Annotated in this window: 12 protein-coding genes and 1 pseudogene; 8 read left to right on the top strand and 5 right to left on the bottom strand. The window is 67.7% G+C overall.

The genetic code is table 11. From position 1 onward, the window contains the following. Positions 1-2: 2 nt before the first annotated feature. Positions 3-608, bottom strand: coding sequence for a TetR/AcrR family transcriptional regulator (locus tag G6N46_RS06990; RefSeq protein WP_138248853.1), 606 nt, complete (start codon positions 606-608; stop codon positions 3-5). A gap of 173 nt (positions 609-781) precedes the next feature. Here G6N46_RS06990 and G6N46_RS06995 point away from each other — a divergent pair, with 173 nt between their 5' ends. The 7 genes and pseudogenes from G6N46_RS06995 to G6N46_RS07025 all read left to right on the top strand — a co-directional run bounded on the left by G6N46_RS06995 (position 782) and on the right by G6N46_RS07025 (position 8,147). After that, positions 782-2,539 carry an FAD-dependent monooxygenase gene (locus tag G6N46_RS06995; protein ID WP_138248852.1) on the top strand — a complete coding sequence of 586 codons (1,758 nt, stop codon included), beginning with the start codon at positions 782-784 and terminating at the stop codon, positions 2,537-2,539. Then, on the top strand, positions 2,536-3,669 hold the full coding sequence (locus G6N46_RS07000) for a VOC family protein (RefSeq protein WP_138248851.1): 1,134 nt from the start codon (positions 2,536-2,538) through the stop codon (positions 3,667-3,669). The genes G6N46_RS06995 and G6N46_RS07000 overlap by 4 nt, the downstream gene beginning before the upstream one ends. Continuing rightward, on the top strand, positions 3,666-4,604 hold the full coding sequence (locus tag G6N46_RS07005) for a fumarylacetoacetate hydrolase family protein (protein WP_138248850.1): 939 nt from the start codon (positions 3,666-3,668) through the stop codon (positions 4,602-4,604). Before G6N46_RS07000 ends, G6N46_RS07005 begins: the two co-directional genes overlap by 4 nt. Next, positions 4,601-5,989: pseudogene (locus tag G6N46_RS28345) on the top strand (AMP-binding protein); the annotation flags it as partial. The gene G6N46_RS07005 and the pseudogene G6N46_RS28345, both read left to right, overlap by 4 nt. Positions 5,990-6,038: 49 nt before the next feature. Beyond that, positions 6,039-6,791, top strand: a complete 753-nt coding sequence (locus tag G6N46_RS07015) for a cytochrome P450 (protein WP_407665083.1) — start codon at positions 6,039-6,041, stop codon at positions 6,789-6,791. Positions 6,792-6,862: 71 nt separating this feature from the next. Continuing rightward, positions 6,863-7,060: a ferredoxin gene (locus tag G6N46_RS07020; protein ID WP_138248847.1), complete on the top strand. Its 198-nt coding sequence runs from the start codon at positions 6,863-6,865 to the stop codon at positions 7,058-7,060. A 1-nt stretch (position 7,061) separates the two neighbouring features. After that, positions 7,062-8,147, top strand: coding sequence for an S-(hydroxymethyl)mycothiol dehydrogenase (locus G6N46_RS07025; protein ID WP_138248846.1), 1,086 nt, complete (start codon positions 7,062-7,064; stop codon positions 8,145-8,147). Here the strand turns inward: G6N46_RS07025 and dprA are convergent. Genes dprA through G6N46_RS07040 form a run of 3 tightly spaced genes read right to left on the bottom strand, consistent with a single transcriptional unit; the run spans position 8,144 to position 11,141 of the window. Continuing rightward, positions 8,144-9,280 (bottom strand): DNA-processing protein DprA, encoded by a 1,137-nt coding sequence (dprA, locus tag G6N46_RS07030; protein WP_138248845.1) that lies wholly within the window; start codon positions 9,278-9,280, stop codon positions 8,144-8,146. The two genes, G6N46_RS07025 and dprA, sit on opposite strands and share 4 nt — an antisense overlap. After that, a complete protein-coding gene (locus tag G6N46_RS07035) occupies positions 9,277-10,785 on the bottom strand; it encodes a YifB family Mg chelatase-like AAA ATPase (RefSeq protein WP_138248844.1) in 1,509 nt (502 codons plus the stop codon). Before G6N46_RS07035 ends, dprA begins: the two co-directional genes overlap by 4 nt. Next, positions 10,785-11,141: a YraN family protein gene (locus G6N46_RS07040; protein ID WP_138248908.1), complete on the bottom strand. Its 357-nt coding sequence runs from the start codon at positions 11,139-11,141 to the stop codon at positions 10,785-10,787. The genes G6N46_RS07035 and G6N46_RS07040 overlap by 1 nt, the downstream gene beginning before the upstream one ends. A 246-nt stretch (positions 11,142-11,387) precedes the next feature. Here G6N46_RS07040 and G6N46_RS28245 point away from each other — a divergent pair, with 246 nt between their 5' ends. Beyond that, positions 11,388-11,555, top strand: a complete 168-nt coding sequence (locus tag G6N46_RS28245) for a hypothetical protein (protein WP_165605545.1) — start codon at positions 11,388-11,390, stop codon at positions 11,553-11,555. Between the two features lie 57 nt (positions 11,556-11,612). On the opposite strand, the gene G6N46_RS07045 is transcribed toward G6N46_RS28245, so the two are convergent. After that, positions 11,613-13,175, bottom strand: a complete 1,563-nt coding sequence (locus G6N46_RS07045) for an acetolactate synthase large subunit (protein ID WP_138248843.1) — start codon at positions 13,173-13,175, stop codon at positions 11,613-11,615. Positions 13,176-13,213 lie beyond the last annotated feature (38 nt).

The raw sequence follows: 13,213 nt of genomic DNA on the forward strand, positions 1-13,213 counted from the left end.
ATTCAGGCGGTTGCCGGCAGGACGGGCAGCGGATCGGTGGCGATACGGTGCGCCTCTTCGGCATCAATGCCCAAGGCGCGCAACACGAGTTCGGCAGTGGACGAGCCGGCCTCACGCCACGTCTGATGGCCTTCCAGCACCATCCACATGGCGCTGACGGTGGCGCCGAGGACCAGCGAGGCGACACTGTCGACGCCGACCTCGCCCAGCTGGTAGCGGCCGGCCGCGACACCTGCGTCGACATCACTGCTCGGCGGTCCGGTCATCCACGACCGCAACGTCTCCTCGCCGAGGCCGAACTTGACGGCGAACCTGCCCAGTTGCGGATTCTCGTGCGCGTACCGGACCCACATCCGGATGCCGGTGGCCAGCCTTGTCGCGGAATCGTCAATTGTGGCGAACGAAGCCGACACGCGCCGATGAAGGTCCGCGGTGACCTCACCGACGACCCGGTCGAACAAATCGTCCATCGAACCGACGTTCCGGTACAGGGTGCCGCGGGCGACGTTGGCCTCTTGCGCCAGCTCGCTGATGGTGACCTGCGTGGTGCCCTTCTCGACGAAGAGCCGCACTGCCGCCGTCACGATCCGGTCGTCAGTCGTGGTCATCGCGCCGCTCCTTCCGAACCGCCCGCATCACCTGTCCAATCCAAAACGATAGCAACAGTGATTGCACATATCGCCAGCCTTCTGAACAACTGTGTTCAAAATACACCCTTGACTTACGTTGAACACTTCTGTTCAATTCAGTACATAGTTGTTGCCACTCGAAGGGATCAACGATGATCGAACCCTCGCCGCTCGACCGAGTCCCGGTATTGATCGCCGGCGGCGGACCCGTCGGCCTCACCCTGGCGCTGACCTTGGCCCGCCAGGGTGTGCCGGCGCTGCTCGTCGAACGCAATCCGTCGACGACGACCCACCCCAAGATGGACATCACCAACGGCCGCAGCATGGAGCTGTACCGGCAGCTCGGCATCGCCGACGATCTGCGCAAAGTGGCTGTGCCGGAAGACAATCCGTTCGACGTCGCGTGGGTCACCAAACTCAGCGGCTGGGAGTTGGCACGATTCCCCTACCCCGACGTGGTCGCGCGCCGGGACGCGATCCGCGCCTGCACCGACGGCACCATGACCTTGGAGCCGCCGATGCGAGTTTCGCAGGCGATTCTCGAACCGGCGCTCAAAGACATTCTGGAGACGCGCACCGACGTCGACGTCCGTTACGGCTGGGCCCTGCAGTCGTTTCGCCAGCATGCCGACGGCGTCGACGCCGTCATCAACTGCAGCGCGACCGGCGAGACCCGCACCGTCCGGGCCGACTTTCTGGCCGGATGCGACGGCGCCGGCAGCATCGTGCGCCGCGGACTCGGAATTGCGTTGCACGACATCGACATCCGCCGGATGGCCGCGCGTGAGATCGGGCTGCGCAAGGTTCTCGCAGGGACCGCCCGGGAATTCATGGAACAGCGGCAGACGCCGATGGACGGCCGCGTCTACATGGTGCATTTCACGTCCACGGCCCGCGAGGTGCTGGAGCGGTTCGGCACCACCTGGCACACGCAGTCCCCCGAAGGCTGGACCCTGATCTCGCAGAACGACCGCGACACCTGGACGTTGCACACGCTGATCGGCATGGGCGTCAAGACCGAGGAAATCGATCCGAAGCAGTTCCTGTTCGCCCGACTGGGCGTCGAATTCGATTGCGACATCGTCGTTGCCAACGAGTGGCGGCCCCGGCTGTCGCTGGCCGATTCCTACGGGCACGGACGGGTGTGGCTGGCCGGCGACTCGGCTCACCAGGTCGTACCCAACGGCGGCTACGGCATGAACACCGGCGTGGGTGACGCTGTCGGATTGGGCTGGGCACTGGCGGCCGTCGTCAACGGGTGGGGCGGCCCGCGCCTGCTCAGCGCCTACGCCGCCGAGCGCCGCGCGGTCGGGATCGCCAACCGGGATGCCTCGGCCCGGCACACCCTGGTGCGGCTGGCCATTCAAATGGCAAACCGCGCAGCACTTTCCGGACAGGGCTGGGCCGGCGAGCGCGACCGGGCCCGGCTGGGACGCGAGATTCTGGACCTCGGCAATCTCGAAAACGAGGCCGACGGAATCGAATACGGATACCGCTACGACAATTCACCGGTCATCTGTACGGAACCGGGCCAACCGCCGGCCGGCCCCTCGCACCGGTACATCCCGGGCACCACGCCTGGCGCCCGGCCACCGAGCGTCTTCCTGCCCGACGGCACGCCGCTGTTCGACCTGTTCGGGCCCGGATTCACCCTGCTGCGTTTCACCGACGTCGACGTCACAGAGCTGACGTCCGCGGCAGCGGATCGCGGCGTCCCCGTGACCGTCGTCGACGTCCGCGACGCGCACACCCGCAGGCTCTACGAACGCGACCTGGTGCTGATCCGTCCCGATCACCACGTGGCATGGCGCGGCGACCACAGCCCCACCGACGCGGCAGCCGTGATCGACAAGGTCCGGGGTGCGGTCGACACCGCAATCCGAACGTCGCAGAAGGAGTACTCGCGGTGAGCAGCAACACCATTGGCGCCCACAACGGCCTGCACAGCGCTCAGGGGGCCTTGGCCGGCGAGCACCCGGGACGCTCACGCAACCCGCTGATCAAGGTGACGGACCTTGCCTGGCTGGAATTCGACAAACCCGACCTGGCGCGCGCGGAGGCCTTCGCCCACGCATTCGGCTTCGGGACCGCACTGCGCACCGACACCGAATTGCATTTGCGCGGTAGCGATCCCGACGCGCCGTGCGTCCTGATCCGGCGCGGCCCGCATACCCGTTTCCGCGGCATGGCGTTCGCCGCCGCAGACGACGCGGACCTGGTGCGACTGGCCGACAAGACCGGCTCGCGGGTCACTGCCCTACCGGAATCGATCGGCGGAACGGGCGTGCAACTGACCGACCCCAGCGGCATTCCGGTACGCGTGGTGTCCGGCACCCATCCGCTGAGCCCACTGCCTGCGCAAGCACCGCACACCTTCAACCTCGGCCACGACGTCGAACGGATCAACGCCACCCAGCGGCCGCCCCGGGTGCCGACGACGGTGCAGCGCCTCGGCCACGTCGTCGTCCAGTCCACCAGATACCGTGCGGCACTGGACTGGTACCTCGATACGCTCGGCTTGATCGTCAGCGACTTCTTGTACTTCCCGGGACAGCGCGGACGCGGTCCGACGATGAGCTTCATCCGATGTGACCGCGGTTCGATCCCGACCGACCATCACACGTTGGCGCTGGCGCTGGGACCGGCGAACCGCTACGTCCACTCGGCGTATCAGGTCAGTGACCTCGACGCCCTCGCCGCCGGCGGCGAATACCTCAAAGACCATGGCTACCAACGGTCCTGGGGCATCGGGCGGCACATCCAGGGCAGCCAGATCTTCGACTACTGGCGCGACCCCGACGGGTTCATGGTCGAGCACTTCACCGACGGCGACATGTTCGACAGCACCCTCGAACCCGGATGGGCGGAGTTCAGCGCCTCCGGACTGGCGCAGTGGGGACCGCCGGCCACCGCCGACTTCCTCGGCACCAGTCCCCGGCACGCGCGCGGCGAGGTGCGAGAACTGCTCACCGCACTGCGAAGCAACAACGAATTCGACGTCAACCGCCTCATCGGCCTACTGAAAGCAGCCAAGTCATGACCATCTCCGTTCTGCGCACCGCCGACGCCTGGTGGGTGCACACCGCCACCGGCGCCGCCAAGATCCCCACCGCCGCGACCACCACCGGCGCCCTGCTGGCCGACCGCGCCGCCATCGAAGCAGCTGCCTCCGACACCACCACGGTGCCGGTCGACAGTCTCGATCTGCTCTCCCCCGTGACCGCGCCCTGCCGCGTGGTGGCCCAGATGACCAACTACGCCTCGCACGTCAAAGACGCCGGGATGGAACCGGCCTCGATCCCGTTGACGTTCTTCCGCAAGTCGTCGGCGTCGATCACCGGCCCGTCGGACGCGATCGTCAAACCCAGCCACGTGCGGTTCCTGGACTACGAAGTGGAGATCGGTCTGGTCATCGGCACCGACATCCCGGTGGGCAGCACCATCGACGAGTCCAACCTCGCCGACTACGTGGCCGGGCTGGTGGTCACCAACGACGTGTCCGCGCGCGACATCCAGCTGCCCCAGACGCAGTTCTACGAAGCCAAGTCCTACCCCACCTTCACGCCCGTCGGTCCGGCCCTGGTGCTGCTCACCGCCGCCGAGCTCAAGCGCTTCGGCGAGCTGCGCCTGCAGCTGCGCGTGAATGGCGAACTGCGGCAGGACATGCGCGTCGCCGGTGACATGATCTACTCGCCGCTGCAGGCCCTGCAATCGCTGACCCGCTTCCAGGATCTCAGCGCCGGCGACCTGGTCCTGACCGGCACGCCCGTCGGCACCGCGCTGAGCGCACCGCACAAGGTGGTCGCATTCATCGGGTCGCTGCTGCCGCCTGCCATGAAATGGAAGGCCTTCTTCAAGAGCCAGGCGCGCAACCCGAAATACCTGCACGACGGTGACATCGTCGAGACGACCGTCGCCACCGACGACGGGGCCGTCGACCTCGGTGCCCAGCGCAACATCGTGAAGTACGCATGAGCCCGAACCTGTTGTGGCCCAGCTACTCCAGCCCGAACGACCTCGCCACCATCGAATCCGTCCCGCTGTCCGAGCGGGGGCTGCCGAGCTCCACCTACGCAATGCTGGTGCGGGCCGCGAAGCTGTGGCCGGAGCGCATCGCTGTCACAGTCCTGCCCGACGGCACGCGGTGGGAGCACCCGGTGCGCCGGACTTTCGGCGAACTGCTTCACGACGTGCACCAGAGCGCAAACCTGCTGTACCACTTGGGCGTTCAGCGCGGTGACGCGGTCGCGCTCATCGCACCGAACTGCGATGAGCTGATCACCGCAACGCTGGCGGCCCAGGTGGCCGGCATCGCCGCGCCCATCAACGGCGCACTCTCGCCGGAGCACGTCAGCGAGCTGGTCCGGCGCTCCGGCGCTCGGGTCCTCATCACGGCGGACGCTCAACTCGACACCTCGACATGGGCGGTGGCAGAGCGCCTCGTCGACGCCGGCTTGATCGACACCATCCTGCTGATCGGACCGACCGGCGCCACACCCGTCGACGTCCCCGCGGTGCCGGGCGCGAAGGTCGACTACCTCACGCGACTGTCCGCCGCGCACGACGGCACTCGATTCCACGGCACCACACCGGAATCCACCGATCTGGCCGCGCTGTTCCACACCGGCGGCACCACCGGCGCACCGAAGCTGGCCGCCCACACACACGCCAACGAGGTGGCCGATGCCTGGATGATCGCCGCCAACACACCGCTCGACGAATCGTCGGTGTTGTTCGCCGCGTTGCCGCTGTTCCACGTCAACGCACTCGTGGTGACGCTGCTTGCGCCGCTGCTACGCGGACAGCAGGTGCTGTGGGCCGGCCCGCTCGGATACCGGGACGTGGGGCTGTACGGCAACTTCTGGAAAATCGTTGAGCGCTACCGGATCTCCACCATGAGCGCGGTACCGACGGTGTACGCCGTGCTCAGCCAGCTCCCCGTCGATGCCGACATCTCCAGTCTGCGGATGGCGATTGTCGGTGCCTCCGCGCTGCCGCCCGCGGTGCGCAGCGATTTCGAGTCGCACACCGGTGTCCCCCTGCTGGAGGGTTACGGCCTGACCGAGGCCACCTGCGCCAGCGCGCGCAGCTTCCCCGACCATCCCCGGCCCGGCTCGGCCGGTCAGCGGCTCCCCTACCAACAACTCAAGACCGTCGACATCGACGACAACGGCGGCTGGCACGACCTGCCGCCCGGCCAGATCGGCACCCTCGTGGTCGGTGGCCCCACCGTGTTCCCGGGCTACGTCACCGACCGCAGCTCTGACGGTTTCGTCCTCGACGGCAACGGCAAGCTCGTCGACGGTTGGCTCGACACCGGCGACCTCGCCTGGGTCGACGACGAGGGTTTCGTCCATCTGTAATGTCGACGGTGTCGACGATCTCGCCGCAGCGCTGCCGTTGGCCGTCGTGCCCGACCTCATCGGTTGGCCGCGCGACCAGCGCGACCACCTGGTTGCCTGGGCGGGCGCAACATTCGACGTACTCGGGCCGCTCAACTGGCAGGCGATCAAAGCGGTACCCAACACTGTGCTCATGCTGCGCTTCGCGCGGCGCGTGGTGCGCGAACGCAACGTCATCGAGGGCAGCATGGCAGATGAGCTGCTCGCCGCCGCAGACGAAGGCAAGTTGACGCACGACGAATGCCCGAAGCTGCTCGTCGACTACATCGCCCCGTCGATCGATACCACCATGAGCGCCATCGCCAATGCGTTGAAGCTCTTCGCGATGCACCCCGACCAGTGGCAACTGCTCAAGGAGGAACCCGGCCTCATGCCAAACGCCATCAATGAGGTCGTCCGCTGCGAGCCACCGCTGCGCGCCTTCGCGCGGTGCGCGGCACAGCAGACCGAGATCGCCGGCGTCCGGATCCCCTCCGGTGCACGGGTCCTGGTGATCTATGCCTCCGCCAACCGCGACGAACGCGAGTGGGAAGACCCCGAGGTCTTCGACATCCGGCGTGACGCCGGCCGGCACCTCGGTTTCGGACACGGTGCCCACGCTTGTGCCGGACAGGGCCTGGCGCGCCTGGAAACAACCGCGATGTTGCGGGCGCTACTCGATCGCGTGGACCGGATAGAGCTGGCCGGTACGCCGACGTGGGCGGTCAACAACATCATCCGCCGCTATGAACGCCTGCCGCTCAAGCTGATTGCTGCTTAGGCGCGCGTAATCGACAACTCACCGCTTCGAGCGACTACCGCTCGAGCTCGCCATCACCAGTTAGGACAACCATGAAAGTAAACGTCGACTACAACCGCTGCGAGGGCCACGGCGTGTGCGTCGCACAAGCACCCGACGCCTTCGAACTCGATGACGATGGAAATCTGAACTACCACTTCGAGGGGCGAGAGGTCCCGACCGGAATCGAGCCAGCGGTTCGCTCGGCAGTCGATGCGTGCCCGGTCGCGGCGCTCAGCGAGGCACCCTGAGATGGTTCAGACAGTGCGTGGTGTGATTTCCCGGGCCAAGAAGCAGCCCATCGAGCTCGTCGACATCGTCATCCCCGATCCCGGACCCGGTGAGGTCATCGTGGACATCATCGCGTGCGGGGTGTGCCATACCGACCTCACCTACCGCGAAGGCGGCATCAACGACGAGTATCCGTTCCTGCTCGGCCACGAAGCCGCCGGCACCGTCGAGTCCGTCGGCGAGGGCGTCACCCACGTCGCACCCGGCGACTTCGTCATCCTCAACTGGCGCGCCGTGTGCGGTGAATGCCGCGCCTGCAAACGCGGCCGCCCCCACCTGTGCTTCGACACCTTCAACGCCACCGGGAAAATGACCCTCACCGACGGCACCGAACTGACCCCCGCCCTGGGCATCGGCGCCTTCGCCGACAAAACCCTCGTACACGAACGCCAGTGCACCAAGGTCGATTCTGAAGCCGACCCGGCCGTCGCCGGCCTGCTCGGCTGCGGGGTCATGGCCGGCATCGGCGCCGCCATCAACACCGGCGCCGTCACCCGTGATGACACCGTCGCGGTCATCGGCTGCGGCGGCGTCGGCGACGCCGCCATCGCCGGCGCCGCCCTCGTCGGCGCCAAACGCATCATCGCCGTCGACACCGACAACCAGAAGCTGCACTGGGCCCGCGACTTCGGCGCCACCCACACCATCAACGCCCGCGACCTCGACCCCGTCGAAACCATTCAGGACCTCACCGACGGCAACGGCGCCGACGTCGTCATCGACGCCGTCGGCCGCCCCGAAACCTGGAAACAAGCGTTCTACGCCCGCGACCTCGCCGGAACCGTTGTCCTCGTTGGTGTTCCGACACCCGACATGACACTCGAAATGCCGCTCATCGACTTCTTCTCCCACGGCGGATCCCTCAAATCATCCTGGTACGGCGACTGCCTACCCGAACGCGACTTCCCCACCCTCATCAGCCTCTACCTCCAAGGCCGCCTCCCACTGGAGAAATTCGTCACCGAACGCATCGGACTCGACCAGATCGAAGACGCCTTCCACAAAATGCACAGCGGCGAAGTCCTGCGCTCGGTGGTGGTCCTCTAGCCCGCCCGCCTGATCCGCCACTGCCCGTCCTGCTTCTCGACCAACCCGCTGATCTCCAGCAGCGCCAGTGGCCCGAGAACCCGTTCGGGCGGCAACGCGGCGCCGACGGAGATCTGTTCCAGGCTGCGGAAACCCCGCGCCGGCAGCGCCTCGTACACCAGCAGCTGTTCAGGGGTCAGATCATCCAGGGGCGTCTTCGGATGCTCGGGTTCGTCAGCGAGTTCGCCTATCCGTCCGATCAATTCGACGACCTGCTCGGCCCGGTCGACCAGCGTCGTGCGCCCGTTGCGGAGCAGGACGTGACACCCCGCCGACGCGGCCGACGTCACCGGTCCCGGTACCGCACACACATTGCGGCCCATCGCATCTGCCCACGCCGCCGTGTTGGCCGCCCCGCTGCGCAACCCCGCCTCCACCACCACGGTGGCACCGGATAGTGCGGCCGCCAAGCGGTTTCGGGTCAAGAACCGGTATCGGGTCGGCCGCTCCCCCGGCGGATACTCACTGAGCAGCAGCCCGGAAGTGGCCACCCGATGCAACAATGCGGAATGCCCGGACGGGTACGGTACGTCGACACCACCGGCCAGCACCGCCATGGTGACCCCATCCGACGCCAGCGCCGCGCGGTGCGCTGCCCCGTCGATGCCGTAGGCACCGCCCGAAACCACTGCGGTGTCACGCTCGACGAGGCCCGCCGTGATCTCGGCAGCGACATGTTCGCCGTACGACGTGCAGGCCCTGGTGCCCACGATCGCGCAAGCACGCTCGGCGATGTCATCGAGCCGGGCCGGGCCGAGTGCCCACAGCACCATCGGCGGATAACCCGACGGCCGGTCCCGCACGGCCTTGTTCGCGAACGCGACGAATGACAGGTACGGCCACTCGTCGTCGTCGGGAGTGATCAGCCGCCCACCGCGGCGATCGAGAATCTCCAAATCCCTTTCTGCACAGTCGACCTCCCGGCGGGCGGCGACACTGCCGGTGAGTTCTTTGTCCTCCCGACCACGGCGAATCATGTCCGCCACCTCGACCGGTCCCTCGTCGGCCACCAATTGGGTCAGCCGTGGGCACGGCGGCTCGACCACGCGCGACAGATACGCCCACGCCCGTCGTTCCAGATCGTCGCCACTCATCGCACATCTCCCTCACGGAAACCCAGCGCCGTACTGACGTCCTCGAGGTTGGGCGACTCGCGGCCCGCCAGATCGGCCAGAGACCACGCGACGCGCAAGGTGCGGTCGACACCGCGGATACTCAGCCGCCCCGAATCGAGCGACTTGCGCAACGGCTCCATCGCATCCCGGCTCAGCCGAAATTTGCGGCGCAGCACCGGCCCCGGCACCTCGGCATTGGTCCGGACCCCGACGTCCTGCCACCGCTCGGCCGCGGCCGCCCGGGCGGCGGCGACTCGCGCGCGAACGGCACTGGTGGATTCGGCGGCGTGATCACCGAAGGCCCCGGCCAGCACCGGATGCATGTCGACCCGCAGGTCGACCCGATCCATCAGCGGCCCGGACAGTTTGCCCAGATACCGGCGCCGGTCGGCCGACGGGCACACGCAGTCCCGCGGGTTCGGCGGTGCGCACGGGCACGGATTGGCCGCGAGCACCAACTGGAAGCGCGCGGGATAGCACGCCACGCCGTCTCGGCGGGCCAGCCGAATCTTGCCTTCCTCCAACGGGGTTCGCAGGGCTTCGAGCACGCTGGTCCCGATCTCGGCGCACTCATCGAGGAACAACACGCCGCGGTGTGACCGGCTGATCGCGCCGGGTCGCGCCATCCCGGAGCCGCCGCCGACCAGCGCCGAGACGCTCGACGTGTGATGGGGCGCGACGAACGGCGGGCGGGTGATCAGGGGCGTATCGCCGGCTAGCAACCCCACCACCGAATGGATGGCGGTGACCTCCAACGCCTCGTCGTCGGTCAGGTCGGGCAGCAGGCCCGGAAGCCGTTGGGCCAGCATCGTCTTGCCGATGCCCGGAGGGCCCGTGAGCATCAGGTGGTGGGCGCCCGCGGCGGCGATCTCCACTGCCCACCGCGCTTGCGTCTGCCCCACCACGTCGGCGAGGTCAACGCTGTCGTCGGCGGCCGGCGCCGTCGTGTCGACCCTCTCGTCCAAGGCCGCCTTCCCATTCAGCCACGCCTGCAGCTGACCCAGCGTGCGGACGCCCCACACCTCGATGCCATCGACCAGGCTGGCCTCGGCCAGGTTCTCCGCGGGCACCACCACCGACGGCCAGCCCTCGCGCTTGGCGGCCATGACCGCAGGCAGCACGCCCTTGACCGGGCGCACCCGACCGTCCAGCGCCAATTCTCCGAGCAGGACCGTCTTTTCCAGCCGCCCCCAGTGCGTCTTCAAATGTGCCGACAGCACCGAACAAGCGATGGCCAGGTCGTACATGGATCCACCTTTCGGCAGCGTGGCCGGCGACAGCCCGAGCGTGAGGCGTGACATCGGCCAGCTGTTGCCGCAGTTCGCCACCGCCGCCCTGACCCGATCCCGCGACTCCTGCAGTGCCGCGTCGGGCAAGCCGACCAGATGCACTCCCGGCAGCCCTGAGGTGATGTCGGCTTCGATCTCGACCATGACGCCGTCCAGGCCGCGGATGGCCACCGAGTAGGCCCGTCCCAGCGCCATCAGCCGATGCCCTTCAGGTGCACCAGTTCCGGCTGCCGGCCACCGAGGCGCACGCCGATCACATCGATCCGGATGTCGTGCCAGCGCGCGTCCTGCTCGGCGAGCCACAGACTGGCCAGCCGGCGCAGGCGGCGGGCCTTTTCCGGCGTCACGGCTTCCTCGATGCCGCCGAACTCGGCCGTGGTGCGGGTCTTCACCTCCACGAAAACCACCGCACTGTGGTCCCGTTCGGTGGCGATGATGTCGAGTTCACCCCACCGGCAGCGCCAGTTGCGAACCAGGACGGTCATTCCCAGCGAGATCAGGTGGTCGACCGCGAGTTGTTCGCCGAGCGCTCCGATCTCGGCGCGGGTCATACGTGGTGGTGTGTTCATGCCGCCACCGTGTCCGGTGCCACCGACAGATCACGCGGCGAAGACCCCGGGATACGACGACTGGAAGGCAGTTGTGCACAGTGCGCGATTCATCCACAGGGCCGTGTTACCGACTGATTACTGCCGAGAAACGATCAATTGCTGCCAACGCCCCAGCTGCAGAAATACCCCGGGCGCTCGTCCCGTTGAACCGAGCATCAAAGCTTCAGTTACAAGGAGTTGGGGACAATGAAGAAGCTCGGAATCGCCGCACTGGTGGCAAATGGTTTGGCAGCAGCGGTGTTGGGTCTGGCCGCACCGGCATCGGCCGACTACTCCCACCACGACTGGGTCAACGACATCCACCCGCGCGCTGAGGCGCCGCAGGTCGACAACAGCGTGCATCAGAGCCGCTGAGCGTCAGAACGATTCGGGGCCCCTCACCGAGGGGCCCCGAATTTTTTTGCCCATCCGCTACACCAGCGCAGGCACCGCCGCGTCGATGAGGTACGGCCCCGGTGTGGCGTAGCCGACGCGGAGCTGTTCGGCCAACTCCGCCGTGGTCGTCGCCTTCGCCGACGGCACACCCATGGCCGCTGCCAACGCGGCGAAATCCGTGGTCGGGCCCGAGAGGTCGAGCATCGCCGCGGCTTTCGGCCCGCCGGCTTCCGCACCGACGCGCTGCAGCTCCATGCGCAGGATCGCGTAGGCGGCGTTGTTGAGGAGCACCGTCACCACGTTGAGCTGCTCGTGCGCCATGGTCCACAGCGCCGAAATCGTGTACATCGCACTGCCATCGGCCTGCAGGCACAGCACCGGGCGGTCGGGACAGGCCACCGCGGCACCCACCGCACTCGGCAGCCCGAAGCCGATGGCCCCGCCGGTCAGGGTCAGCAGGTCGTGCCGCGGCGCGCTCATCGTCGCCTGCGGCAGGAGGAACCCGCCGGTGTTGGACTCGTCCACGATGATGGCGTCGACGGGTAACGTCGCGGCCACCACGTCGACCCAGTTCTGCGTCGTCAGCGCCGAATCTGCCGGCAGCTCCGGCACTTTCAGCTCCATCAGCGCCGGCGCCGTACCCGGCGCCACCGCGTCGGCCAGTTCTTCCAGGCGTGCGACAAGGTCGCCGCCGACGGTGTGCACCTGACAGCCGCCCGGCACCAGATCGCTCGCCTTGCCCGGGTAGGCGAAGAACGACACCGGCGACCGGGCACCGGCCAGCACCAGGTGCTCGGCGCCGGTCAGCTGGAACTGAGCGGCTTCGGCCAGATACGCCAGCCGCTCGAAGTTGGGCAGGCCGGCGCCGCGTTCCAGCCGGGCCGGGAAGGTCTCGATCAGCACCTTGGTCCCGGTGGCCGTTGCAATGCGGCCGGCGGCGCGAAGACCGCGTTCTCGGCACGCCGCACTACCCAGCAGCATGACGGTGCCGGGGCCGAAGACGTCGGCACCGGCGTCGAGCAGCTGGTGTTCGTCCGGGTCGACGCCGGCGCGGTAGTCGAACGACGCGGCCCTCGCGGCCGGCTCCCCGACCGCCGGCTCAGCGCCCTCGGTCCACGAGACGTCGGCCGGGAGGATCAGGGTGGCCACCTGCCCTTGCTGTGCCGCCTCGATCGCGGCCACCGCGTCGGTGGCGATGTCAGCCAATTTCTCGCACCGACGCACCCAGCCCGACACCGTGCCCGCCATCGCGTCGATGTCGGATTCCAGTGGCGCGTCGTACTTCTTGTGCCCCAGCGCGTGGTCACCGACGACATTGACCATCGGAGAACAGGCCCGCCGGGCGTTGTGCAGGTTGGCGATGCCGTTGCCCAGGCCGGGGCCCAGATGCAGCAGGGTGGCGGCCGGCTTGTCGGCCATGCGGGCATAACCGTCGGCGGCGCCGGTGACCACGCCTTCGAAAAGGCAGAGCACACCACGCATCTCGGGCACCGAGTCCAACGCCGCGACGAAGTGCATCTCGCTGGTTCCGGGGTTACCGAAGCAGACGTCGACGCCGGCGTCGACCAGTGTGCGGATCAGTGCCTGTGCGCCGTTCATCGTTCTCCTTCGCCGATTCCGTCACCTGCCTGCGGACG

The sequence above is a fragment of the Mycolicibacterium phocaicum genome (genome assembly GCF_010731115.1).
Taxonomy (GTDB): Bacteria; Actinomycetota; Actinomycetes; order Mycobacteriales; family Mycobacteriaceae; genus Mycobacterium; species Mycobacterium phocaicum.

Bases quoted from the DNA above. Each gene is read 5' to 3' on its own strand.
- G6N46_RS06990 (WP_138248853.1), bottom strand. From the start codon at position 608: ATGACCACGACTGACGACCGGATCGTGACGGCGGCAGTGCGGCTCTTC.
- G6N46_RS06995 (WP_138248852.1), top strand. From the start codon at position 782: ATGATCGAACCCTCGCCGCTCGACCGAGTCCCGGTATTGATCGCCGGC.
- G6N46_RS07005 (WP_138248850.1), top strand. From the start codon at position 3,666: ATGACCATCTCCGTTCTGCGCACCGCCGACGCCTGGTGGGTGCACACC.
- G6N46_RS07020 (WP_138248847.1), top strand. From the start codon at position 6,863: ATGAAAGTAAACGTCGACTACAACCGCTGCGAGGGCCACGGCGTGTGC.
- G6N46_RS07025 (WP_138248846.1), top strand. From the start codon at position 7,062: ATGGTTCAGACAGTGCGTGGTGTGATTTCCCGGGCCAAGAAGCAGCCC.
- dprA (WP_138248845.1), bottom strand. From the start codon at position 9,280: ATGAGTGGCGACGATCTGGAACGACGGGCGTGGGCGTATCTGTCGCGC.
- G6N46_RS07035 (WP_138248844.1), bottom strand. From the start codon at position 10,785: ATGGCGCTGGGACGGGCCTACTCGGTGGCCATCCGCGGCCTGGACGGC.
- G6N46_RS07040 (WP_138248908.1), bottom strand. From the start codon at position 11,141: ATGACCCGCGCCGAGATCGGAGCGCTCGGCGAACAACTCGCGGTCGAC.
- G6N46_RS28245 (WP_165605545.1), top strand. From the start codon at position 11,388: ATGAAGAAGCTCGGAATCGCCGCACTGGTGGCAAATGGTTTGGCAGCA.
- G6N46_RS07045 (WP_138248843.1), bottom strand. From the start codon at position 13,175: ATGAACGGCGCACAGGCACTGATCCGCACACTGGTCGACGCCGGCGTC.